Source organism: Coprococcus sp. TM115-187 (assembly GCF_027679115.1).
GTDB lineage: Bacteria > Bacillota > Clostridia > Lachnospirales > Lachnospiraceae > Allocoprococcus > Allocoprococcus comes.
This window is the reverse complement of sequence record NZ_JAQEKS010000011.1, coordinates 41,791-65,191: the sequence shown is the minus strand read 5'-3', so window position 1 is coordinate 65,191 and position 23,401 is coordinate 41,791. Positions and strand designations below refer to the sequence as shown.

The following is a 23,401-nucleotide window of genomic DNA, read 5'->3' as shown; positions in this document are numbered from 1 at the left end:
CCTAACAATCGTTACAATCTCTTGTATAGATTTTCCCATCGGACATACGTATTACTCTGTCTGCCATCTGTGCTACTTCCTCTTGATGAGTCACGATCAATGTCGTCTGATGGAATCTGGTGGCACAGGATTTTAATAATTCTACGACTTCCATACTTGTAACAGAATCCAGATTTCCGGTCGGTTCATCCGCCAGGACAATTGCCGGTTTCGTTAATAATGCCCGTGCTATAGAAACTCGCTGTTGCTGCCCGCCGGACAGGGTTGATGGAAAACGTTCTAATTTATCTTTTAGTCCTAGTATTTCTACAATCTCATTGAAAAAATCTACATCGATTTCCTTGCCATCCAGTCTCATTGGGAGGACAATATTTTCACGTATACTAAGAGAAGGTATCAAATTATATTGTTGAAATACAAATCCGATATTTCTTCTTCTGAATATCGTTCTTTCTTCCTTGTTAAGATCTTTTAAACTTGTATTTCTGATCCAGACACCTCCAAAATCCGGAGTATCAAGACCTCCTAAGATGTTCATAAGTGTTGTCTTTCCGCATCCGGACGTACCGACAACTGCTATAAATTCACCATCCTCCACAGTCAACGACACACCATCTAAAGCACGCACTTCATATGTATCGGATGTATAATATTTTTTTAGATTCACGGCTTTGATCATATCCATTTTTCTATAAACTCCTTTCGCAGATGCTACCTCTAAATCAGCCATAATCTATTTTACATGGTACATCTTACAAACTTCTTACAGACTGCATATGAAATATCTATACCGGAAGATTCACTTCTATGAGCAACCCGGGCTTCATTTGTGTTGCTTTCATAATCCCTTTTTGTAATAGAACAATCTCTCTGGAAAGATACAAACCAATTCCGCATCCTTCCTGACCTCTTGCCTGTTCACCTCGATAAAATCTTTGAAAAATTTTATTTTCTTCTCCGTCTTTTATCCCGATTCCATAATCTCTTATTTGGATCTTATAAAACATTTCCGTTTGTTTCATTGTGATATCGATCGTACTGTTGCTTTTGCTATATTTGACTGCATTATCAAACACATTATAAAATGCCTCACACATCCAGTTTTTATCATGTTCGCAGATAATTTTCTCTGGCAATTTTACTTGAAAAAAGATATCTTTATCTTCTGCCTTCTTTTGTATTTGCCCTAACGCATTTAAAATAGCCTCAACAAGATTTCCTTTTTGCATATGAACTTGCATGGTTCCTTGTTCTAATCGAGCAGTTTTTATAAAGCTTTCCACCAAAAAGCATAACTGTTCTTCACTCGTTCGCAGATCTTTCATATATTCTATATTCAATATTTCCTGCGTTTCATTTAATGACTCTTGCAGCAATTCTGTATAATTTTTTATATTCGACAGCGGTGTCCGTAATTGATGTGCAATCTCAGAAATTAATTTCTGGATCTCATATTGGCTTTTTTCAGCCTCTTTTCTTCTCCCATCCAGCATTTCCTGCAAACGAATTAATTGATTGGCCGTTTTTGAATATAATGTTTCTTTTCCTATATCAAAATCATCTAATTCATTGCCATTTATTAAAGATTCGGCTAGTTTATATATTTTTTTCATTTCATTTGTTCTAAAATGATTTTCAAATAAATATACAACACTTCCACCAAGTATTATCCCCACCAAAAGTACTGTAAATATTACTACCGTCATGCTATTCTCCCATTCTATATCCCATTCCAAATACATTACTAATAACATCGGACGAATCATTTAATTTCTTTTTCAATCTGCTGATCATAACACTAATTGTATTTGGGTCAATGAATTCACTATCTATTCCCCAAATGTTTTCCATTATCATATCTTTTGTAAGAACCTGATTTTGATTCATAATAAAATATTCCAAAAGCTGATATTCTTTGACTGTCAAAAATATTTCCGTTTCTCCAACAAAAACCTGTTTTCTATCAGAATACAAGGTGACTTGTCCGCACATAAAAGTATTTTCATTTGACTTTCTCTTTAAAACAACTTCAATACGTTTTAACAATACTTTTATTGAAAATGGTTTCACCACATAATCATCTGCTCCTGTATCAAATGCTTTTAACATATCTTTTTCATCATCTTTTGCAGTTAAAAAAATTGCTGGGATTCTTCCATTTTTTTGAAGCTCTTGATATAGACTTATTCCATCTCCATCCGGTAATCCAATATCTACGATCAACAAATCTACAGATCTATCTATATTTTTAATTGCTTCTTTTCTTGAACCAGCAAGAATCGTTGTATAACCTTGATTTTGCAAAGATGTATCCAAAGCTTTTCTCAACAAATTGTCATCTTCTATAATTCCTATTACCATACACACCTCCTGATTTTTCTAGAATATAATACAAAAAAAGTCCATTACAATATACATAACACCTCTGCATATTGTAACGGACTTTTTTCAAACCCAGACTTGGTGCAAGCACCATTTCTGATAAAAACCTCGAAAGTTTTTGTTCTATGTGCATATATTACCCAATTTCATTCACAAAGTCAATATGTTTTCTACTAAATTTTCAAGTACCTTTTATATTTTGGATTATTATTTTGCTTCTTAATATATTGTATTACTCCACTAATGAATCTATACGCTTCAGCAATAACCTGATTTTTTTCGGTTATTTGAATACCTGAAAACCCAAAACACTCACCCATTCCGGGTGAATGCTTTATCAAAATTTCCTTATTTTATTGTTTGATTTATGAACCGGTAATTCGTCATACATTGCTTTAAAAAGTCCAGCCAAATATTCCTTACTGTCAACATCTTCTACTAACAGCATCTCCTTTGCCCCTTCATACGGTAATTCATAAATCGCAGTTGCCATATAAGAAACTGCAGATTTTGTCGGTTTCACAAGTAACCTGTCATCATATATGCCTCCGACAATCTTGCCACGATAATATATGATATATTCTCCCATCATTGCACGATAATTAATTTCTTCTAAATCAGATAACTGCTCTAATATAAATTGTAAATATTCTTTGCTTGAGGCCATGTTTTTGTCCTTTCAAATACCTGCATTTTCAAATTATACTGTAATCTCAATTTGATTATCTTCAACCGCAACAATGCAGCTTTCGTAATATCCATCACCCGTAGTCCGTGGTCCACTGATAACCTCATAACCATCCGCTTTTAATTCTGCCGTCAACGCATCCACTATTTCTATACTTCCTACGCTAAAAGCTATATGTGAATATCCCGTACGAACTATTTTCTTCGGTAAATCAGCCATTTCCGGTAAATTCATTATTTCAATACGTGCACCATCCTCAAATGTGAGAAAATACGAATAAAAGCCTGTTTTTTGATTATGATATCCAGCATTTGATTTTGCTCCCAAATATTTCATAAAGAATTTTTTTGTATTTTCCAAATCATTTACATAAAGTGCAACATGTTCAATTCTCATGATTATTACTCCATTCCTGATGCTCTGATTCATCGTTCAAATCGTTTCACCCTTTCAACTTATCTGCATTTCCTGTAAGAAATGATCCATATGCTCTTCCAGTAACTTTATCACTTGACTTTTGTCTTCTGCTCCATCATATATGCTATAAAGCAAAAAAATAGGTCCATAAAAATCAAGTGCTGTCTGTCTGGCTTTTCCTTCTTTGCCCAGCATTCCTGAAAACAAAGCTTCCATATAAGTTAATGGTCCGCTTGCAAGATAATTCTGATATAGCTGTGCCATCTGTGGCTCCCTGTACTGTTCCAATGTCAACATCTTACGAAAACAGCTTGAAAATTCTTCCTCCGTCCAATGAAGAAACTGCACCTTTGTGAACTGCTTAATCTTATCAAATGCCGTTTCTTTATACTCGGCTGTAACCTTTTCCGGATCACCCTCCGGCATTTCATACTGCTTTACTCTCTCAATATCCAATTCATTCATTTTTTCAATAATACTGTCCAATATCTCCTGCTTGCTTTTATAATGCTTATACAATGCAGCCTTGGTTACTCCAAGTTTTGAAGCAATATCATTCATGGATGTTCCCATATATCCACTCTGTGCAAATAACTTCAAAGCTTCTTCCAATATTTTTTCCTTTGTGTTCTTTTCTTTGCTTTCCATGTCTATCTCCTAATTTAAATCTGTTATTAAGTTACCTTTTGGTAACTTGTCAAGTAAATTATAAATTAGTGTTTTCTTTTTCCATATCAACGATTGGTGAAATGAAAAAGGCTTTGTCTATCTGCCGAAAATAATATTTTCTATCGTCCGCCTTCACCATCTGGCAGCAATGTAACAAAATAATAAATAATTCCGAATACAGCTATACTTCCCATCATAATACCGATCATCTGATTTACACCTACTACATTTCCATGAAATACCGGATTGCAATCAAGAGTGGCTCTTATCGCTTCAACCATTTCATCCGGATAATGTTTTCTCTCCATCTCCATGAATACTCCGTGAAGCATATGATTCTTAATCAATGAAGTGGCATATGTACTCGGAAGATAAGACAGTGCCTTCTGAAGACCTGATCCAAAATTTGAAATCGGCATATAAGCACCACATATAAAACCATATCCTGCGCTGACAATTGTACCTACAGCCGAAAGCTGTCCCTGTGTTGTCAACGGAAAGCTAATGATACTTGAAAGCGTACTTCCAAACAGGACGAGCAATATCATATCAAATAAAACCCATAATACATCTACTGCATTCATATACCATCCCATTTTAAGTAAATATCCCAGACATAATACAAACGCAAGTGCATTGACCATCAATGAATTAGCTACTGTTGACAGAAAATATCCCAAATATATTTTTCCCTTGCTGACAGGCGAAACATTAAAATCCTTCCATGTTCCATTTGCCTTGTCCTGCACCATAGTCAGATTCACACAAAATGTTACAGTGATACAGCTCACTGCCATAAGTGATGCTGTCAGTTGTGCTGCCACGGTTCCATTAATGAGCTTATCCGAAATCGTGATCATATCCGGAATCGCTGCTGTAAAAGAATCTCTGAAAACTTTTGCAAGAAACGTAGCATACAGAACAATCAGAATGACGGGGGTGATCATTGATGTAAACAACATACCTTTATCTTTAAAAAACAGTTTCCTGTTCCTGTTCATTAATGCCAATACTGTTCTCATCAATGCTCACCTCCTAGCTTTTTCCCTGTGACTGCAAGAAATACATCATCCATTCCGCCTTTTACTACTTCATAATCCCTGAATAGGTCCTGATGTTCTACAATAAGCTCCGTAGCTTCCTTCGTATTTCTTACTTTTATCTGATATCCGTCACGTATTTTTTTATATTCTCTGTTCAATGACTTTATTTCATCTTCGGAAACACCATAAACAGATACTATATCCTGTACATAATCATTTTTAAGTTCAAACGGTGTACCTTCCGCTGCGATACTTCCTTTGTCGAGAATCACAACATACCCGGCATTAGCAGCCTCTTCCATATAATGGGTGGTTAGAAATACTGTCATATTTTCATTTTTCTGAAGCTTCTCGATAACATTCCAGATTAATTGCCTTGTCTGTGGATCAAGCCCTGTTGTAGGCTCGTCAAGAATCAAAATTTCCGGTCTGTGCAATAATGCACGGGCAATATCAATCCTCCTTCTCTGACCTCCTGACAGCTTACCTACAGTTCTGTTTAAAAACTCGTCAAAATCCAAAATCTCGACCAGCTCCTGTAATCTCTTATCAAAGGCATTTCCTGTAATGCCGTACAAAGCAGCTCTGCTCATTAGGTTCTCTTTCACCGTAAGTGGTTTATCAAGTACGCTATCCTGAAATACAACACCAAGCATCCTTTTTATCTGTGCGCCGGCTTTGTCAGTTTCTATTCCGTTTACCTGAACCGTTCCACTGTCTTTTTTCAGCAGTCCACAAAGAATAGAAATGGTTGTACTTTTCCCTGCACCGTTTACTCCTAGAAATGCAAACAATTCTCCTTTTTTCACACGAAAGCTCAAATCATTTACCGCTTTTACTTCGCCAAAGCTTTTATTCAGGTGGCTGATTTTAATGATATCTGATTTCATATCTTCTCCTTATATTTTCATTTTTCCTTAAATGCTGCAGCATATGTTGGATTTATCTTTTAAAATAAAATCCATATATTAAAAAGTAATATGAATGCAAAAATTGTCCATACCCCTTGGCAATTACCATTCGGTTACTTATATTGTAGTAACCAATTGGTAACTTGTCAATCTTTTTCTAATCTTCTATCACTTCTATCGGATGAGCATCCGAAACATAAATCATCGGATCATATGAATAAAAAATATAATTTTTTCGCTTGCCGTTTTCGTTCTTCACTTGTTTTGTTATAAGCCATTATCTTTCCTCCGATCTGATTTTTGGTATAGAAATCAAATCGGAGCATGGCGGTGATCGGATATGTGATATCCCACAATTCTCAAAAAATGTCGAAAAAAAGTGTTGCAACCAGTATGATGATTACAACACTTTGTTCATTCTTATTGTTTAATTCTTTTTGTTGGACCCATTGATGCAAATACCACTTCTCCTATTGCTCATGTCTCCCCTCAAAACATTACATTTAGAAGCATATGACATAATAATTAACCACTACCCCATATTATAAATACCACCCAGAGATACTTATTTCAGACTGATAATCAGATTTTTATTGAATTTATTAATCTATATGTTATGACAACATATCTTTCAGACATGTACTCCGGTAGTCACTCGGTGATATTTTATATCTTTCTTTAAATACTCGGTTAAATGTTCTCTGACTTTCAAATCCACTATCCAGACAAATGTTTGTAATAGAATCACTCGTATTTTCCAAACGCTGGCATGCATAGTTCAGCCTTACATCGTTAAGATATTGATTAAAGTTTCTATGGAATGTTTTGGAAAAGAGTCTGGATAAAACATATTTGCTCACCCCCAGATCTTTTGCCATCTCTTCCAGCGAAAATTTCTTCTTAAAATTTGCTGATATATAGGAAACTGTCTGGTAAATAAGATCGTTGCTCCCCACATTACTCTTTTCTACCAAATTTAATTTTCCTATGCAACGTGCCAACACAATTTGAAAATATGCCTGTGCAACAGTAATATCCGACTGTTCTGTCTCTAAAATTGCATTTATAACCCTATATACCTCCGGTTCAATCTTTTCCGCTTTGATGATTGGGTATTCAGGAGCCATGGATTGCATGATATCTGCAAATTTGGCTATCGTAAATGGCGATGCAATCAGATAAGTCGCTTTATTTACACCGGGTGTCAGTACCTGATAGTGATGAATAACATCTGGAAATACAAAGCCTATATCTCCTTTTTCCATATGGTATAGTTCCTGTCCGACACCAAGTTCTAATGCTCCACTTGTTACACAAACGATCTCCAGTGCATTATGAAGATGTGGTTCAATATGTTTTGACTCCCTATTTATTGCTATGATCTCCTCTTTTGTGTCAACATATCTCGAAAAATGAATACCTGGATCACGAGATGGATAACGCAGTTACCTTTTTCAGTGAAAATTATAACCAGAATATTAGCATAGATGATTATGCTGCCTCACGTGGAATGAGTGTCAGCTGGTTTATCCGAAACTTCAAAAAATACACAGGTTCTACACCAATGCAGTTTATTGTGGGAATCCGAATTAACAATGCCCAGATGTTACTTGAAACAACAACCTATTCCATCAATGAAATTTCTAAAATCGTCGGGTATGATAATCAGCTTTATTTCAGCCGGCTTTTCCACAAGCTGAAAGGATATTCCCCAAGAGAGTACCGAAAGATAAGAAACAAGTTCTAAAATCCACAATATCATAAATCCAGTTTCCCCTCCAAAAGAGGATGCACTCCCTGCAGCATGTTGCCGGATTGTGTCCAACCCTTTTTCAGATTCGTGATTTTTTTCAAAATCCGGCTTTATAATCAAAAAAGTACTCATCTCAGACACCTAGTACCTTTTACGCAAAAAAACCAGATATCATTTTCGAGTGATATCTGGCTTTTCTCTTCTTATACATCTCTTATCAGTCTTTCGTTTCCATAATAACAATCCGACCATTTACAAAACTGATCTTCACTTCATCATCCACAAACTGGTTGCTCACCGTCAGACTGTCGCACGGCATCAGATCATGATGATTGAGCGGCCATTTCGTACCCTCCAAACTGAAATCATAAATCTCGCCTTCCAAAGAAAATACAGAAAGATATGGTCCGTATGCTTCTGACTTTTTCAGCACACAGGATTTATTCGTTACCCAGATTTTATTTTTCTCATCCAGAATGCAGGCATTTACTCCGGCATCACATGCCACACTAAGTGTCTGGACATTCGCCCACAAATGATCGATTCTTCCACCGGTTGCCCCAAGAAGGATCATCTCTTTGCTTCCCAGTGTAATTCCCAGCCGAAGAGCAATCTCTGTATCCGTCGCATCCTTAACCGGATTATATTCCCGGATCGGAATATTCGTCTCCTTGCGATAGTAATCAATCACCTTTGGATCAATACTGTCAAAATCCCCAACAATATACTGAGGCTCAATCTTATGGTTATACAGATACTCAAGCCCCTTATCTACTGCGATAATATAAGCCTCCGGATTTGCTTCAAGAACCTTCTCTGCAAATCCCTCGTCAAGCATTCCCCCACTGATAATGACTGTCTTACTCATAATTCTTTAAAATCTCCATCAATTCTCTTGTGTTTTCTCCTGCATTCCCTTTGAATACAGCTGATCCCGCAACAATCACATTTGCTCCCGCATCCAGTGCTTCTTTCACATTGAATGCATAAATTCCTCCGTCAACCTGGACATCAGTCTCAAGTCCACGTTCATTCAGCATTGTCCTAAGTGTTCTGACCTTATCCAACGTCTCAGAAATCAGCTTTTGTCCGCCAAATCCCGGATGGACTGTCATCACAAGGAACATATCCACTTCACCAAGGAATTCCTTCAGGACCTCCACCGGTGTATCCGGTGAAATTGCCAGTCCTGTCTTCATGCCACACGCTTTGATCTTGTCCAGAGTCGCACGTATATCCTTGCATGCTTCATAATGTACAGTAAGAATATCCGCTCCTGCCTCTGCAAATGCTTCCACATAACGGATTGGTTCCGTGATCATCAGATGCGTATCTATTACCTGCTTTACCGCCGGTTTGATTGATGCAAGCACAGGCATTCCAAAAGAAATACTCGGTACGAACACGCCATCCATCACATCAAAATGTAAATATACCGCTCCATTTTCCTCTGTCTGGCGGATACCTTCTTCCAGATTACAAAAATCTGCCGATAAAATAGATGGTGATAATTTATATTCCATTTTAGTACCTCCTTTTTTCCTTCTGTTCCAGTTCCCGATACATCTCACAATAATCTTCATACCGCACCGGATGCACTTTTCCCTCTTCCAGAGCCTCTTTTACCAGACACCCCGGTTCACTGATGTGATTACACCCCTGAAATCTGCAGCCTCCCTGATACTGATCAAACTCCGGGAAATAATATTTCAATTCTTCCTTGCCAAAATCATTGGTATACAGTGACGAAAATCCCGGTGTATCCATGATATAAGAATCTTCGTCGATCGGGATCAGTTCTGAATGGCGGGTAGTATGTTTTCCCCGCTCGATCTTTCTGCTGATACTTCCGGTCTCCATATTGACATTTTCCTGAAGACAGTTGATCAGAGAGGATTTTCCTACTCCTGAAGGTCCGGCAACAGTTGTTGTCTTTCCTTTTAGTGCGTCTTTAATCTCCAGAATATTTTCTCCTTCTCTGGCACTTGCAAAGATCACACGGTACCCACAAGCCTCATAAGTCTTCTCCAGAGACTCGATTTCCGGCTCATCTGCAATATCCTTCTTGTTGAAACAGATAATAACCGGAATCTCCTGCCGCTCCATCATAACCAGAAACCTGTCCAGCAGATTAAAATGCGGATCCGGCTTCTTCACTGCAAATACAACCAGTGCCTGATCAATATTTGCCACTGCCGGTCTGATCAGTTCATTCTTCCTTGGAAGGATCCGGATGATATTACCGGTCTTCTCTTCTGCATCTAAGATCTCATATTCTACCAGATCTCCGACCAGTGGTTTAATCTTCTCCTTACGGAAAATTCCTTTTGCTTTACATTCATAAATGACAGATTCTACTACGTCATAAACGTAGTAGAATCCTGCAATCCCTTTTATAATTCTTCCCTGCATAAAACAGTCCTTTTAATTTCCTGTATTGTTGCCGTTATTTGAATTGTTACCGGAATTATTGCTGCCCGAATTGTTACTGTCGGATCCACTGCTTGCCTGTGAGCCATTGCTTACATACAGTGTGATCGCAGTTCCTACATCTACCGATGTACCTTCTCCCGGATCAACTTTTACAACTTTTCCAGATGGTTCTGCACTGTCAATATCAACTTCTGTATAAGTCAGATTTCTGGCATTCAGTGCTGAAATCGCATCTCCAAGTGTCTTTCCTGTCAGAGTTGGTACCTTCACCTGATCTGCAGGCTTTGGTCCTTTGCTGACAACATAACTTATACTTGTTCCTTCAGTCACCTTCGTTCCGGCATCTTTGCTCTGACGAATAATCATACCTTCTGCATAATCATCTGAATATTCTTCACTGCTCGTTCCGCCATCGGACAGTCTGTTTGCGTTCAGTGTAGATACCGCATCATTTACATACATTCCCACAATTGGCGGAACTGATACCTTATCCGGCTGTTTTTCACCTTTACTGATATACAGTGTGATCTTAGAATCAGCAGATACCTCTGTTCCCTCTGCCGGATCAGTCCTTGTTGCTTTTCCGCTTTCAACATCACTGCTGTATTCACTGGTAACAGTGATGTTCTTGCTCGTAAAGCCCTGTTTGATCAGTGCTTTCTTGGCCGCATCTTCATCCATTCCCTCTACACTCTGGATCGTGATCTTTTCCGGTCCTGAACTTATCACAACCTTGATCACCGTATTTTTCTTGACTTTCTTTCCTGCTTTTGTCTTCTGCTCAATAATCGTACCTGCTGCCTTATCTGATGCTTTCTCGGATTCTACTTCCAGCTTCAGCTGCTTCTTTTCGCACATCGTCTCTGCAACATTCTGCGGCTGTCCGACCAGATTTGGCACTTCAATCTCATTGGAAACTGAAATCTGACTGTCTGAACGCTTACCGAACACACCTGCTGCTTTGCCGATCAGGAAAATCAGCGCAAATGCAACGATCACTGCAACTGCAACCATGAGGATCTTCATCATCTTGTTCATCTTCGGATCTACGCCATTTTTACTGTTATCGCGTCTGCCCCCGTTATAATTATCCTCTTCGTCATCCTCATCATAGTCATCATTTTCGTCATATTCTTCATCGTCATAGCCATCATCATACTCTTCGTCATCATAACCATCGCCCTGACGCTTTTTCATACGTGCCATCCGCTCCGGCGAGATCATCACCGTATCTCCCATACTCCGGATCGAAACCATATCTACAAATTCGCCACTCGGATCGACCAACGCCCTCTTCAGATCCTGGATCAGTTCTCCGGCACTCTGGTAACGTCTTTCCGCGCTCTTCTGTGTACACTTGAGAATAATCTTCTCCAGCGCCGGATATAAATCCGGTGTATACTCAGAAGGCGGGGTAATATTCTCCTGTAAATGCTTCATTGCAACCGAAACAGTAGAATCGCCATCGAAAGGAACCCTTCCGGTCACCATCTCATACATGGTGATACCTGCAGAATAGATATCACTCTTCTCATCACAATAGCCACCCCGTGCCTGCTCCGGAGATACATAGTGTACCGATCCCATTGCACTGGTGCTGACTGTCTGCGATGTTGTCGCCTTTGCAATACCAAAATCCGTAACCTTTACCTTTCCTTCTTTGGAAATGATAATATTCTGCGGTTTGATATCTCTGTGTATGATGTGATGATTGTGAGCTGCCTCAATACCGGTACACATCTGAATTGCAATACTGATCGCTTCCTTGGAAGAAAGCTTTCCTTTTTTATGCACATATTCTTTCAGAGTGATTCCTTCTACCAGCTCCATGACCATATAATAGAGTCCTCGATCCTCCCCTACATCATATACATTGACAATATTCGGGTTCAGAAGCCCTGCTGCTGCCTGTGCTTCTGACCGGAATTTCTTTACAAAGTTTTCATCTTCCCTGTATTCTTTTTTCAGGACTTTCACTGCGACATATCTGTTCAGCATACAGTCCTTCGCCTTATATACATCCGCCATTCCACCGGCTCCGATCTTGCTCAGAACCTGATAACGGCCACTTAAATAAATCCCGTCTTTTACCATATACTCACCTCATCAGAAAACGGTTCTGCAAGAACAACACTGATATTGTCATTGCCCCCGTTCTCATTCGCCCGGTCAATCAGATTCTGACCGGCTTCTACGATATCTCTTGCCCCTTTAACTATCGCAAAAATTTCTTCATCCTCTATCATATTACTGAGTCCATCGGAACACATCAGGATGATATCTCCCTTTTTGAGGCTGAATTCATAAAAATCCGCCTCTACATCCTCTTTTACTCCAATTGCTCTGGTAATGATATTCTTATCTGGATGATGTCTTGCCTCTTCCTCATTGATTCCTCCCAGACGAACCATCTCTTCTACCAGGGAATGGTCTCTGGAAAGCTGCCTGATATCCTTATTCAGAAGATACAGACGGCTGTCACCTACATTTATAAAATAAAGTGTATGATCGATCACAGTTGCCGCAACCAGAGTGGTTCCCATCCCCTCCAGATTAATGTCTTCATCTGCTTTCTCGATCAGCTTGTGGTTCGCTGTCTGAGCCGCATCTTTTAAAATCTCTTCCGGTCCATCCTTTAATGTATGCTTCAGTTCTTCTTTCAGAACTTCCACCGTATATTTTGACGCAAAATCGCCTGCCTTGTGTCCACCCATTCCATCGGCTACTACCAGAAGATTCGGCAGCGTACCTAATGACTCATCTGTGGCAAACACGTAATCCTGGTTCATTTCACGTTTTCTTCCAACATCTGTCATAGAAAATATTTTCATATTTTATACTCCTTGCATCGTCTTGCGCCGTAACTGTCCACAGGCTCCGTCTATATCTGAGCCCATTTCTCTTCTTATAGTAACATTTATCCCGTTTTTTTCAAGTTTATTTTTGAAATTCTCGGCACTTTTTTTGTCCGGTTTTTCGTAGTTTCTCTCCTTGATCGGGTTCACCGGAATCAGGTTTAAATGGCAGTTTCTGTCTTTTAAGATTCCCATCAGCTCTTTTGCATCCTCCGGTGTATCGTTTACGCCGTGAACCAGGCTGTACTCAAAAGTGATCCTTCGTCCGGTCTTTTCAAAGTAATAATCACACGCTTCCAGGACCTCATGAAGCTCGTATTTATTTGCCACCGGCATCAGCGATCTCCTCTTTTCCTGGTTGGAACCGTGCAGGGAAAGTGCCAGCGTGATCTGCAGCTTTTCTTCTGCAAGTTTCCGGATGTTCGGTACAATCCCACAGGTAGACGCCGTGATATTTCTCTGGCTGATATTGAGTCCGTGTTCGTCACTGACCATGTGAATGAATTTCAGAAAATTGTCATAATTATCCAGCGGTTCTCCGGTTCCCATGATCACAATATTAGAAACTCTCTCGCCAGTTATCTTCTGGATCTGGTAAACCTGTCTTAACATCTCTGACGGTGTCAGGTTTCGCTCCAGCCCGTCCAATGTAGATGCACAGAAGCGGCATCCCATCCGGCAGCCAACCTGCGAGGAAATACATACCGAATTGCCGTGTTTATATTTCATCAGAACACTTTCTACCATATTCCCGTCTTTCAGACAAAACAGGAATTTATTGGTTCCGTCAATCTTCGAAATCTGTCTTTTTTCCATCTCGACTCTTCGTATTTCGTATGCTGCTTCCAGTTTCTGGCGTAAAGCTTTTGGAAGATTGGTCATTTCTTCAAAATCATCCACCAGCTTTTCATGGATCCAGGAATAAATCTGTCGGCTGCGGAATCCTTTTTCTCCAATCGCCAGCATTTCTTCCTGTAACTCTTCAAATGAATACGAAGCGATATCTTTTTTCTCCATTATCTGCTCCTCCGGATAAATTTAGCAATATAGAAACCATCGGTTATATCAGACGGGAAAATCTGTTTCTCCCATTCCAGGTCAAATTCCGGATGTTTTTCGGCAAACCATCCGGCATTTTCCTCATTCTCTATCCTGCTGATCGTACAGGTGCTGTACATCAATGTTCCCTCCGGCTTCACATATCGGCAGACCGTATCCAGGATCTCTCTCTGAAGTGCTGCAACTTCAGTCTCCGTCTCCGGGTTCATCTTATACTTCAGATCGGTCTTCTTCGCAAGGACACCAAGACCGGAACACGGAAGATCCGCGATCAGCACATCTGCTTTTTCCTCGGAGTCTGCATCGAAGCAGGTTGCATCCTGCTGTACCGCACGGATATTTTCAAATCCCATCCGTGAAATATTTTCCCGGATCAGCTCTACCTTCATCTCTGTCAGATCCCTTGCCTCTACCATACCTGTCCCGTTCAGGATCTGTGCTGCATGGAGCGCTTTTCCTCCCGGTGCCGCACACACATCCAGTATGTAATCTCCTTCTTTGATTCCTGCCTGCTCCGCTACCATGATCGAAGCTGCATCCTGTACCTGGAATTTTCCTTCCCGGAACGCCGGGATTGCTGCCAGATAATCATAGCCTGAGATCAGAAGCGCAGACGCAAGAAGCGGATGTTCTTTTACCTGAATGCCTTCTCCTGTCAGTTCTCTGATCAGCTCTTCTTTGCTGGTTGCATTTCCATTGATCCGGATTGTTGTTGCACGTTCTTTATAAAAACCTTCCAGGATTTCTTTCGTCTTCTCTTCTCCATAATCTCTCACCCACATACGGATGATCCACTGTGGCATAGAATACTTTACTGACAGAAATTCTTCTGCATTCTCCGGATACGCAATCTTATCAATGTTTCGTGCGATATTTCTGAGTACCCCATTTACAAATCCCCGCAGGTTCTTAAATCCTTTCCGGATAGCAAGGTTGACTGCCTCATTGCATGCTGCCGAATCCGGAACCTGATCCATGTATTTGATCTGATAGACCGCACAGCGCAGGATATTGCGGATCACCGGTTTCATTTTTTCTGTCTTTACTTTTGAAAACTGGTTGATAATATAGTCCAGTTCTATCCTCCGCTCTGTTGTCCCTTCTGCAAGCCTGGTCAGAAATGCACGGTCCTGCTTGGACAGATACTGATATTTTTCCAGCACCTGTCTGAGCACGATATGACTTTTCTCTCCACGCTCGATTTCCAGCAGGATCATCAGTGCAAGTTCTCTTGTACCTACTCCCTGGTTATTCGTCGTCATTTCTTCTTCCTCCTGTCAGGATCAGTATTCTTAAAAGCTGCAGAAGTGCAGATGCTGCACTCGCCACATAGGTAAGCGCTGCCGCTGTAAGAACACTTCTTGCCTCACGTACTTCTGATTCATATAGCATGCCTGAATTTTTCAGGATTTTAAGTGCTCTTCCTGATGCATTAAACTCTACCGGAAGCGTGATGATCTGGAACAGCACTGCCAATGAAAACATCAGGATCCCAAGATTGATAAACAATGTAGACATTTCTCCTCTGATAAATAATCCCATTATGATCAGCGGCCATGAAATCCCGGATCCAAAATTCGCCACCGGAACAAGTGCTCCGCGTATTGTCAGCGGTACATAATGCCTTGCATGCTGGATCGCGTGTCCACATTCATGTGCTGCAACTCCAAGTGCCGCAACCGATGTCGAACCGTAGGTGGAATCTGAAAGCCGCAGTACATGGTTCGCCGGATCGTAATGATCGGTCAGTTTTCCACTTACTCTCATCACCTGTACATCATAAATCCCTTCCATCCTGAGGATCTGCTCCGCAGCCATCGCACCGGTGATCCCGGCGTGGTTGCGGACCTGATCGTACCTGGCGTAGGTGGAATTCACTTTAGCGGATGCAAGGGCGCAGATGATGACGCCGATGATGACAAGGAAATAAGTTGGATCAAAATAATATGGGTAGTACATGTTTGCCTCCTTGTTGAATAAGGGTCCGCCCGGAAGCGAAAGATATTCGCACGCAGGCCCGCTCGCGCTTAGTCCGGAAACGTAGCGGTACTAAATTCGGCTTTCGCTAACGCTCAGCCTTATTAAGTGCCGACGTTTTCGATGACCTGCTTAGCGAATATCTTTCGCTTCCGGGCTACATTTTTCAATGGGTGTCGGCTGTTTGTCCTATCGTGCGGTGCACGATGGGACAAATGCGCCAAAGGGCGCGAAAAACGCTTTGCGTTTTTTTGCGCCAGATATGTTAGGTTGAAAAATATTTGTTAAATTTGCAAAGCTCAAATTCTAAAAGTAAACTCTAGCCTAATTTTGTTCCTGTTTCTATGTGGTATCCGCGTAGGAAGGCATCGGCTTCCATGCGTTTTTTTCCTGGAATCTGGAGGGACTTGATGGCTAGTCTGCCTTTGCCGGTCTGAACTTTGAAGCCGTGTTTTGTGACTTCTGTGATCGTTCCGGGCTCATGAGTATCTATGGTTTCTACAACATCCTCTACTTCTGCTTCCCAGATTTTCATCGTTTTGCCTTCCCACTGGGTGTAGGCACTTGGCCATGGATTTAAGCCGCGGATCAGGCGTTCGATTTCTACTGCTGTTTTCGTCCAGTCGATCTCACCGGATTTTTTGTTGAGCATTTTTGCGTATTCGGTGGTGCTTTCGCCCTGTTTTTGTGGAGTAATGGTTCCTTTTTCCAGTTCTGCAAGGGTATGGACGCAGAGTGCGGCTCCTTTTGCGGAAAGTTTATCGAAAAGGCTTCCTCCTGTTTCTTTTTTATCTAATGTGATTTCTACTTTTTCCAGCATATCACCCGTGTCAAGTCCTTCATCCATCTGCATCGTTGTGACACCGGATACTTTTTCTCCATTGATGACCGCCCATTGGATCGGTGCAGCACCGCGGTATTTCGGCAGAAGGGATGCATGGACATTGATACATCCGTACGGTGTCATTTCCAGAATCTCTTTTGGAAGGATCTGTCCAAATGCCACGACTACGCAGACATCTGCCTGGTATTTTTTCAGTTCTTCGATACATTCCGGTTCCCGGATCTTCTTTGGCTGATAGACCGGAATATTATGTGCAAGTGCACATTCTTTTACCGGAGTGAACTGCATTTCTTTGCCTCTGCCCTTTGGCTTGTCCGGCTGTGTGACAGCGAGCACTACTTCATGTCCTGCTTCTACCAGTGCTTCCAGTGTTCCGACTGAGAAATCAGGAGTTCCCATAAATATTATCTTCATCTTATCTTCCTCCCGCTTCCAGCCTAGGCTTCTTCGTATTCTGTGCTGTGAAGTTCGCCTTCTACTTTTTCTACATAAAGATGACCGTCCAGATGCTCCAGTTCGTGACAGATTGCTCTTGCCATCAGTCCTTCGCCTTCGATCTCGTATTCTTTCATATCTTCATCAAATGCTACTGCTTTTACATAATTCGGACGGGTAACAATACCGGATTTACCTGGTACACTAAGGCATCCTTCTTCCCCGGTCTGTTCTCCGCTGCTCTCTACGATGCGTGGGTTGATCATGACAACCGGACCTTCTCCGATATCGATGACAACGATTCTTTTGAGAATTCCAACCTGTGGTGCAGCAAGACCTACCCCCATTGCCTCGTACATGGTCTCTAACATATCATCGATCAGTTCTGTTGTTCTTGGTGTCATCTTTGTTACTTCCTTACACACCTTTGTCAGTACTTCATCGCCTATTTCTCTGATTTTTCTAATTGCCATTTGTTCTTCCTCCTGCCTTTTCTTTTAAAATCCACTCATCGGATCAAAATCAAACTGAATCCGCATCTTTGCAAATCCCCGGTTCAATTCAATATATTGTTCCATTTTATCTTTCATTTCAATCAGGATCTCATAGGATTCCTGCTTCAGATACAAAACTTTCCGGTACACATCCTTGACCTTTCCGACTACCGGAGCTGCCGGACCGATCACCTGTACCTTGCGGTTCTTCGTGATCCGCATTGCATATAATTTGAGATAGTGCATTCCTTTTTCCAGAAGTGCTTCATCCTCACAGGCTACCAGTACCGCCATCAGATGCTCTGCCGGCGGATACCCCATCAGTTCCCTGTAATTCATCTCTTCTGTATAAAATGCCTGATAATCCTGACGTGCTGCCGTCTGGATACTATAATGCTCCGGACTGTAGGTCTGAATCACGACCTCTCCTTTTTTTCCCCCTCTTCCGGCCCTTCCCGCTGCCTGCGTCAGAAGCTCGAATGTCCTCTCTGCTGACCGGAAATCATCCGAGTATAAGGACATATCCGCGGCAAGCACGCCAACCAGGGTCACATTTGGAAAATCATGTCCTTTTACGATCATCTGCGTTCCGACAAGAATATCTGCCTCTTCATTTGCAAATGCAGATAGAATCTTTTCATGTCCTTCTTTGGATCTTGTAGTATCCAGATCCATCCGAAGTACCCTTGCCTGCGGAAATTCCTTTTTTACCAGTTCTTCAATCTGCTGTGTTCCTGCGCGGAAACCTCCGATATGAGGGGAGCCGCAAGACGGGCATTTTTTTGCAACCGGTTCTTCGTAACCACAGTAGTGGCACACCATTTTCCCATTATTGTGCGCTGCCAGTGAAACATCACAATGAGGACATTTTACTACATATCCGCAGGACCTGCAAGAAAGGAATCCGGCATACCCTCTTCGATTCAGAAACAAAATGATCTGTTCTTTCTTTTTCAGACGGTCTTCCATCAGCTCATGGAGCCTGTCACTTAAAATAGAACGGTTCCCTTTTTGCAGTTCTTCACGCATATCCACCGTGTAGACCTCCGGGAGCTCTGCTTTTGCAGTCCGCCTCTTTAATTCCAGCAACGTATACTCTCCCAGCTCGCACCGGTAAAATGCTTCCATGGAAGGGGTTGCCGATCCCAGTACCACACTTGCCCCTTCCAGGCTTGCGCGTTCGATTGCCGTCTCCCGCGCATGATACCGGGGAACCTGTTCACTTTTATAAGCTGCCTCATGTTCCTCATCGATCACGATCAGCCCAAGACTCGGAAACGGGGTAAAAAGCGCAGATCTTGGACCGATCATCACATCAATCTCTCCTTTTTTCGCCCGCATCATCTGATCATACCGCTCTCCCGCTGAAAGTCTGGAATTCATGATGGAAACGCGCTCCCCAAATGTCCTGTAAAAGCGCATCACCGTCTGGTAAGTCAATGCGATCTCCGGAATCAGTACGATTGCCTGCCGCTTTTCCTTTACCACCTGCCGGATCATTTCCATATAGACCTCTGTCTTGCCGCTTCCGGTCACACCGTATAAAAGATAGGTCTTTCGGATCCCTTTTTTATAATCGTTTTCAAACGTACGGATTGCACTTTCCTGCTCCTCCGTGTAGGTAATAAAATGCCGCTGCTGCTCTTTTTCTTTCACAGGATTACGGTAAATCTTATGATTTTTGATTTCCAGAACCCCCTGCTCTTCAAGCGCTCTCACCACCGTCAGCGTGATATTCAGCTTCTGGCTGATCAGAGAATATTCTACCTCTTCATCATCCAAAAGTGCTGCCATCAGTCTTGCCCGCGCTTTCTGGTTCTTGTGAAGATATTCTTCCAGCTTCTTTTCGCCTGCTTCTCTGGAAATACATCTTTTTAAAATCCGCTGTTCCTTCTGCTGCTCGGTACGCTTGATCGGAAGCACCGTCTTCAATGCCTGGATCATCGTACCTCCATAATATTCTTTCATCCACGCAGCAAGTGCGACCAGCCTTGCCTCAATCATCACACTCGATGTATCCGTGCGCAGAATATTTTTTATTTTTTCCGCATCATAATCACATGTTTCCGAAAAACCGACAATGTACCCTTTCGTTTCCCGGTTGCCCCGTCCAAACGGCACAATGACGCCTGCACCGGTCCGTAAATCTCCTTCCAGTTCTTCCGGTACGCGGTACTGAAATACTTTATCCAGTTTTTCATGTGTAATATCTATAATAATGTCTGCGTACATTCTGTCTGTTCCTTTTTCTGTCTCTTTTGTGCCATCATCCTGACGGCTTTTCGCACCAGTTCCCGGTCATCCATCGGATGTCTGACGCCCCGGATCTCCTGGTAATTTTCATGTCCCTTTCCCGCAATCAGAAGGATATCCCCCTGTCTTGCCATTTCCACCGCAAAGAGTACTGCCTCTTCACGATCCTGGATCATCCGATAGGCTCCGGAAGTTTCTTTGATACCTTCTTCAATGTCTGCCATAATCTTCGCCGGCTCTTCCCATCTCGGATTATCTGAAGTGATGATCGTCAGATCCGCAAGCTCTCCTGCCACTCTTCCCATCCTGCCTCTTCTGCTTCCGGCACGGTTGCCTCCGCATCCAAACACCAGTAAAATACGTTCTGGTTCATAAATTCTCAGCATTTTAAGCACTTTTGCAAGACTCATGGCATTATGCGCGTAATCAATGTAACACAGAAAATCTTCTCCTGCATCTACCCGTTCCATCCTGCCTCTTACCGCCAGATGCTTTAACGCGTCTCCTGCTTCTTCTCTTTCAAATCCAAGACAGCTCACCGTCTGTAAAGCAGCCAGTGCATTGTACACATTAAATTTTCCAGGAAGGGCAAGCTCATATTTTCTATCATCTGCATAAAATACCGTTTTAAGTTCTCCACCTTCCATCAGAAAACTGATTTTTTCTGCCGTCAGTACATGACTGTTTCTAAATCCTCTTTCCTGCCCTTCTTCTTCCCGACAGGTAAATCCGTATTTCGTGCAACATTTTCTCTGGAACATATAGCTGCACTGTGCATCATCCAGATTCCCTATTCCAATCCTGCACTGTTCAAAAAGACATGATTTGTAATATCGGTATTCCCCAAGACTTGCATGCTCGCCTGGTCCGATGTGATCCTCCCCGAAATTAGTGAATACCGCGATTTCAAACCAGATTCCATCGATCCGATGCTGCTTTATTCCCTGTGAAGATACCTCCATCACCGCATAGTGGCAACCTGCTTCTACCATTTTAGCAAAATACGACTGAATGGTAAAGGCATCCGGGGTCGTATTTTGCGAAGTTACCACTTCATTTCCAAGATGGTGTTCGATCGTACCGATCAGTCCGCATTTTTGGCCAAGACTTTCCAGCATCTCCCGGATCATCACTGCCACCGTACTTTTCCCCTTTGTGCCGGTCACGCCAATCACTTTCAACTTATCAGCAGGACTTCCAAACCAGATCCTGCTGATCCCGGCAAGAGCTTCCCGTGTATCTTTTACCAGAACGACGGCAACATTTTCCGGAAACTTCAGCATCCTTCCCCCAGATACCAGTTTTTCTATCAGAATGCAGGATGCCCCAAGGTTGCAGGCTTCTTCTATATAATCATGTCCATCTGCCCGGTTTCCCTGAATGCAGACAAACAGACTGTCTTCTTCTGCCTTTTGGGAATTACAGGTAATCCCCCGGATTTCCATCTCTTCTTCTAATTCCGGCATTTGGATCACCGCATGCTGAATCCTTTTAAACAGAACCGAAAGCTTCATAAGGCTCCTCTTTTTGGACTCTTTGTTTTCAGAATATGCTGTTTCCCCTCAAACGTCACACCGGATATGAAAATATATAAAATGGGTGGATTTCCTGCTTTCGTTTTCACGCATCCTGTGCGTTTGCAGGAACACCCACCCATCTCTCAGTTTCTATTGATGCTTTTTATCATACTCGGCAAGATATTCTTTAACATACTGTGTATCTGATTTGCAGTCCAGATACTCACAGCCATATTTCTGTCTTGTCTCATTTCCTTTTCCGGTAATCAGGAAAATAGTCTTTTCCTCTGCTTCATCCATCGCTGCTTTGATTGCTTCTCCCCGATCCTCGATCATGGCATACGGACAGTTTTGTGCTTCCACATACTGTGCGATTTCTTTGGAAATCTGCTCTACCGGCTCATATCCCGGATCTTCCGCTGTCAGATAAACCTTTTTCGCATACTGACCCGCTACCGTTCCAAGGTCTCTTCTCCGGATAAATGCTTTCTTTCCGGGGCATCCGAAGATCGATACGATATTATAATCCGGATATTCATCTTTTATTGAAGAGAACAGCTTTTCAAAACTAAGCTTGTTGTGTGCATAATCCACAACAGCGATCAGATTCTTATCTGCACTTCCATAAAGCTCCATACGTCCGCTGGATCTTGCCCTCAAAAGACCGCTGTGCATATACTCCTTCGGGATTTCAAGAAGAATGGATGCCGCAATGACAGCCAGTGCATTTTCCACATTGAAAAGTCCCGGCATCGTCAGACGGAATTCTTCATCAAACAGCTCTGTCTTTACCATAAATACCGTTTCATGTCCGTCTTTCTGGATCTCATAACCATAAACATCCGCTTCCGGATTCTTTGTACTGAACGTCAGCACCTTCTCACAGACCTTTGACTCTTTCAGAATACGGTCTGCAAAATCTGCATCCATGTTCACAACTCCGTAACGTGATTTTCCGAAAATTTTCAGTTTAGACGAAAAATAGTCTTCAAAATCCGGATGCTCGATCGGACTGATATGGTCCTCTGAAATATTCAGAAAAATTCCCACATCAAACTGCATGTTATCGACACGATTGTATTTTAACGCCTGTGAAGATACTTCCATCTCAGCAAATGTAATACCACTTTCTACGGCATGGCGCAGATGCTCCTGCAATTCTACCGACTCCGGCGTAGTAATATGGGATTCTTTCTTGATCACTCCGTCATAAATATCGATTGAAGAAAGGACTGCACTTTCCTTTCCACCGGTTGCTTCCATATAATCATCCACGATTGCTTTCATATAGTAAGCAGAAGTGGATTTTCCTTTTGTTCCGCCGATTCCGGTGATCGTCAGTTTCTTCCACGGTGCATTATTGAACTTCTCTGCAAGTGGAGGCATCGCCTTACGGATATCGTCTACCAGAAAATATGGAACATCTTCTTTCGTTTCATATTTTACTTCGCTGACATAAGCAATCGCACCTTTTTCGATCGCTGCATCCAGATACTCAGCCTTAAATGCCGCACCTTTGCAAATAAACAATGTCCCTTCCGTCACCTCTCTGGAATCATAGGTCAGATATCCTACGTTTTTTTCTTCTTCCCCATTTGAATAAAATTCTTTCATCATACGCAGGTTCTGTAACAGATTTGCGTACTCCTGTAATGTGTATTTTTCCATCTG

22 protein-coding genes and 1 pseudogene are annotated in these 23,401 nt (G+C 41.8%); 1 reads left to right on the top strand and 22 read right to left on the bottom strand.

The window, feature by feature from the left end:
- Position 1: 1 nt before the first annotated feature.
- From PGW42_RS09260 to PGW42_RS09220, 9 genes are all read right to left on the bottom strand, one after another.
- Positions 2 to 685: an ABC transporter ATP-binding protein gene (locus tag PGW42_RS09260; RefSeq protein ID WP_270203275.1), complete on the bottom strand. Its 684-nt coding sequence runs from the start codon at positions 683 to 685 to the stop codon at positions 2 to 4.
- A gap of 100 nt (positions 686 to 785) precedes the next feature.
- On the bottom strand, positions 786 to 1,706 hold the full coding sequence (locus tag PGW42_RS09255) for a sensor histidine kinase (protein ID WP_270203274.1): 921 nt from the start codon (positions 1,704 to 1,706) through the stop codon (positions 786 to 788).
- 1 nt (position 1,707) lies between these two features.
- On the bottom strand, positions 1,708 to 2,361 hold the full coding sequence (locus tag PGW42_RS09250) for a response regulator transcription factor (RefSeq protein ID WP_270203273.1): 654 nt from the start codon (positions 2,359 to 2,361) through the stop codon (positions 1,708 to 1,710).
- A gap of 358 nt (positions 2,362 to 2,719) precedes the next feature.
- Positions 2,720 to 3,049, bottom strand: a complete 330-nt coding sequence (locus PGW42_RS09245) for a TfoX/Sxy family protein (RefSeq protein WP_270203272.1) — start codon at positions 3,047 to 3,049, stop codon at positions 2,720 to 2,722.
- A 33-nt stretch (positions 3,050 to 3,082) separates the two neighbouring features.
- Positions 3,083 to 3,466 carry a VOC family protein gene (locus PGW42_RS09240; RefSeq protein ID WP_008372125.1) on the bottom strand — a complete coding sequence of 128 codons (384 nt, stop codon included), beginning with the start codon at positions 3,464 to 3,466 and terminating at the stop codon, positions 3,083 to 3,085.
- Positions 3,467 to 3,520: 54 nt separating this feature from the next.
- Positions 3,521 to 4,135, bottom strand: a complete 615-nt coding sequence (locus tag PGW42_RS09235; protein ID WP_117555615.1) for a TetR/AcrR family transcriptional regulator — start codon at positions 4,133 to 4,135, stop codon at positions 3,521 to 3,523.
- 140 nt (positions 4,136 to 4,275) lie between these two features.
- Positions 4,276 to 5,178 carry an ABC transporter permease gene (locus tag PGW42_RS09230; protein ID WP_270203271.1) on the bottom strand — a complete coding sequence of 301 codons (903 nt, stop codon included), beginning with the start codon at positions 5,176 to 5,178 and terminating at the stop codon, positions 4,276 to 4,278.
- Positions 5,178 to 6,089, bottom strand: coding sequence for an ABC transporter ATP-binding protein (locus PGW42_RS09225; RefSeq protein WP_270203270.1), 912 nt, complete (start codon positions 6,087 to 6,089; stop codon positions 5,178 to 5,180). The genes PGW42_RS09230 and PGW42_RS09225 overlap by 1 nt, the downstream gene beginning before the upstream one ends.
- 635 nt (positions 6,090 to 6,724) lie before the next feature.
- Complete coding sequence (locus PGW42_RS09220; RefSeq protein ID WP_270203286.1) at positions 6,725 to 7,528, bottom strand: helix-turn-helix transcriptional regulator; 804 nt, start codon at positions 7,526 to 7,528, stop codon at positions 6,725 to 6,727.
- Between PGW42_RS09220 and PGW42_RS09215 the strand changes: the two are divergent.
- Positions 7,507 to 7,857: pseudogene (locus PGW42_RS09215) on the top strand (helix-turn-helix domain-containing protein); the annotation flags it as partial. The gene PGW42_RS09220 and the pseudogene PGW42_RS09215 overlap by 22 nt on opposite strands.
- A gap of 223 nt (positions 7,858 to 8,080) precedes the next feature.
- On the opposite strand, the gene PGW42_RS09210 reads toward PGW42_RS09215, so the two are convergent.
- From PGW42_RS09210 to PGW42_RS09150, 13 genes are all read right to left on the bottom strand, one after another.
- A complete protein-coding gene (locus tag PGW42_RS09210) occupies positions 8,081 to 8,731 on the bottom strand; it encodes a thiamine diphosphokinase (RefSeq protein WP_008372144.1) in 651 nt (216 codons plus the stop codon).
- On the bottom strand, positions 8,724 to 9,386 hold the full coding sequence (rpe, locus tag PGW42_RS09205) for a ribulose-phosphate 3-epimerase (RefSeq protein WP_270203269.1): 663 nt from the start codon (positions 9,384 to 9,386) through the stop codon (positions 8,724 to 8,726). Before rpe ends, PGW42_RS09210 begins: the two co-directional genes overlap by 8 nt.
- A 1-nt stretch (position 9,387) precedes the next feature.
- On the bottom strand, positions 9,388 to 10,275 hold the full coding sequence (gene rsgA / locus PGW42_RS09200) for a ribosome small subunit-dependent GTPase A (protein ID WP_195488511.1): 888 nt from the start codon (positions 10,273 to 10,275) through the stop codon (positions 9,388 to 9,390).
- A gap of 12 nt (positions 10,276 to 10,287) precedes the next feature.
- The gene (gene pknB / locus PGW42_RS09195) at positions 10,288 to 12,390 is read right to left on the bottom strand and encodes a Stk1 family PASTA domain-containing Ser/Thr kinase (protein WP_270203268.1); all 2,103 of its coding nucleotides are present in this window, start codon (positions 12,388 to 12,390) and stop codon (positions 10,288 to 10,290) included.
- Complete coding sequence (locus PGW42_RS09190; protein WP_117822698.1) at positions 12,384 to 13,127, bottom strand: Stp1/IreP family PP2C-type Ser/Thr phosphatase; 744 nt, start codon at positions 13,125 to 13,127, stop codon at positions 12,384 to 12,386. The genes pknB and PGW42_RS09190 overlap by 7 nt, the downstream gene beginning before the upstream one ends.
- 3 nt (positions 13,128 to 13,130) lie before the next feature.
- Positions 13,131 to 14,168 carry a 23S rRNA (adenine(2503)-C(2))-methyltransferase RlmN gene (gene rlmN, locus PGW42_RS09185; protein WP_117822693.1) on the bottom strand — a complete coding sequence of 346 codons (1,038 nt, stop codon included), beginning with the start codon at positions 14,166 to 14,168 and terminating at the stop codon, positions 13,131 to 13,133.
- Entirely contained in the window at positions 14,168 to 15,472 is a 1,305-nt protein-coding gene (rsmB, locus tag PGW42_RS09180) for a 16S rRNA (cytosine(967)-C(5))-methyltransferase RsmB (protein ID WP_270203267.1), read from the bottom strand. The genes rlmN and rsmB overlap by 1 nt, the downstream gene beginning before the upstream one ends.
- A complete protein-coding gene (locus PGW42_RS09175) occupies positions 15,459 to 16,169 on the bottom strand; it encodes a zinc metallopeptidase (RefSeq protein ID WP_008372155.1) in 711 nt (236 codons plus the stop codon). Before PGW42_RS09175 ends, rsmB begins: the two co-directional genes overlap by 14 nt.
- 337 nt (positions 16,170 to 16,506) lie before the next feature.
- The gene (gene fmt / locus PGW42_RS09170) at positions 16,507 to 17,445 is read right to left on the bottom strand and encodes a methionyl-tRNA formyltransferase (protein ID WP_270203266.1); all 939 of its coding nucleotides are present in this window, start codon (positions 17,443 to 17,445) and stop codon (positions 16,507 to 16,509) included.
- Between the two features lie 23 nt (positions 17,446 to 17,468).
- Positions 17,469 to 17,939 (bottom strand): peptide deformylase, encoded by a 471-nt coding sequence (gene def, locus PGW42_RS09165; RefSeq protein WP_173826092.1) that lies wholly within the window; start codon positions 17,937 to 17,939, stop codon positions 17,469 to 17,471.
- A 24-nt stretch (positions 17,940 to 17,963) separates the two neighbouring features.
- Positions 17,964 to 20,192, bottom strand: a complete 2,229-nt coding sequence (gene priA, locus PGW42_RS09160) for a replication restart helicase PriA (protein WP_270203265.1) — start codon at positions 20,190 to 20,192, stop codon at positions 17,964 to 17,966.
- Positions 20,171 to 21,727 (bottom strand): UDP-N-acetylmuramoyl-L-alanyl-D-glutamate--2,6-diaminopimelate ligase, encoded by a 1,557-nt coding sequence (locus PGW42_RS09155; protein WP_270203264.1) that lies wholly within the window; start codon positions 21,725 to 21,727, stop codon positions 20,171 to 20,173. The genes priA and PGW42_RS09155 overlap by 22 nt, the downstream gene beginning before the upstream one ends.
- A gap of 153 nt (positions 21,728 to 21,880) precedes the next feature.
- The gene (locus PGW42_RS09150) at positions 21,881 to 23,398 is read right to left on the bottom strand and encodes a Mur ligase family protein (RefSeq protein ID WP_270203263.1); all 1,518 of its coding nucleotides are present in this window, start codon (positions 23,396 to 23,398) and stop codon (positions 21,881 to 21,883) included.
- Positions 23,399 to 23,401 lie beyond the last annotated feature (3 nt).

Bases quoted from the DNA above. Each gene is read 5' to 3' on its own strand.
- rsmB (WP_270203267.1), bottom strand. From the start codon at position 15,472: ATGACGACGAATAACCAGGGAGTAGGTACAAGAGAACTTGCACTGATG.
- fmt (WP_270203266.1), bottom strand. From the start codon at position 17,445: ATGAAGATAATATTTATGGGAACTCCTGATTTCTCAGTCGGAACACTG.
- PGW42_RS09255 (WP_270203274.1), bottom strand. From the start codon at position 1,706: ATGACGGTAGTAATATTTACAGTACTTTTGGTGGGGATAATACTTGGT.
- rsgA (WP_195488511.1), bottom strand. From the start codon at position 10,275: ATGCAGGGAAGAATTATAAAAGGGATTGCAGGATTCTACTACGTTTAT.
- PGW42_RS09150 (WP_270203263.1), bottom strand. From the start codon at position 23,398: ATGGAAAAATACACATTACAGGAGTACGCAAATCTGTTACAGAACCTG.
- PGW42_RS09245 (WP_270203272.1), bottom strand. From the start codon at position 3,049: ATGGCCTCAAGCAAAGAATATTTACAATTTATATTAGAGCAGTTATCT.
- PGW42_RS09230 (WP_270203271.1), bottom strand. From the start codon at position 5,178: ATGAGAACAGTATTGGCATTAATGAACAGGAACAGGAAACTGTTTTTT.
- PGW42_RS09190 (WP_117822698.1), bottom strand. From the start codon at position 13,127: ATGAAAATATTTTCTATGACAGATGTTGGAAGAAAACGTGAAATGAAC.
- PGW42_RS09250 (WP_270203273.1), bottom strand. From the start codon at position 2,361: ATGGTAATAGGAATTATAGAAGATGACAATTTGTTGAGAAAAGCTTTG.
- rlmN (WP_117822693.1), bottom strand. From the start codon at position 14,168: ATGGAGAAAAAAGATATCGCTTCGTATTCATTTGAAGAGTTACAGGAA.
- PGW42_RS09225 (WP_270203270.1), bottom strand. From the start codon at position 6,089: ATGAAATCAGATATCATTAAAATCAGCCACCTGAATAAAAGCTTTGGC.
- PGW42_RS09155 (WP_270203264.1), bottom strand. From the start codon at position 21,727: ATGAAGCTTTCGGTTCTGTTTAAAAGGATTCAGCATGCGGTGATCCAA.
- PGW42_RS09235 (WP_117555615.1), bottom strand. From the start codon at position 4,135: ATGGAAAGCAAAGAAAAGAACACAAAGGAAAAAATATTGGAAGAAGCT.
- priA (WP_270203265.1), bottom strand. From the start codon at position 20,192: ATGTACGCAGACATTATTATAGATATTACACATGAAAAACTGGATAAA.
- rpe (WP_270203269.1), bottom strand. From the start codon at position 9,386: ATGGAATATAAATTATCACCATCTATTTTATCGGCAGATTTTTGTAAT.
- PGW42_RS09210 (WP_008372144.1), bottom strand. From the start codon at position 8,731: ATGAGTAAGACAGTCATTATCAGTGGGGGAATGCTTGACGAGGGATTT.
- PGW42_RS09240 (WP_008372125.1), bottom strand. From the start codon at position 3,466: ATGAGAATTGAACATGTTGCACTTTATGTAAATGATTTGGAAAATACA.
- PGW42_RS09260 (WP_270203275.1), bottom strand. From the start codon at position 685: ATGGATATGATCAAAGCCGTGAATCTAAAAAAATATTATACATCCGAT.
- PGW42_RS09175 (WP_008372155.1), bottom strand. From the start codon at position 16,169: ATGTACTACCCATATTATTTTGATCCAACTTATTTCCTTGTCATCATC.
- pknB (WP_270203268.1), bottom strand. From the start codon at position 12,390: ATGGTAAAAGACGGGATTTATTTAAGTGGCCGTTATCAGGTTCTGAGC.
- def (WP_173826092.1), bottom strand. From the start codon at position 17,939: ATGGCAATTAGAAAAATCAGAGAAATAGGCGATGAAGTACTGACAAAG.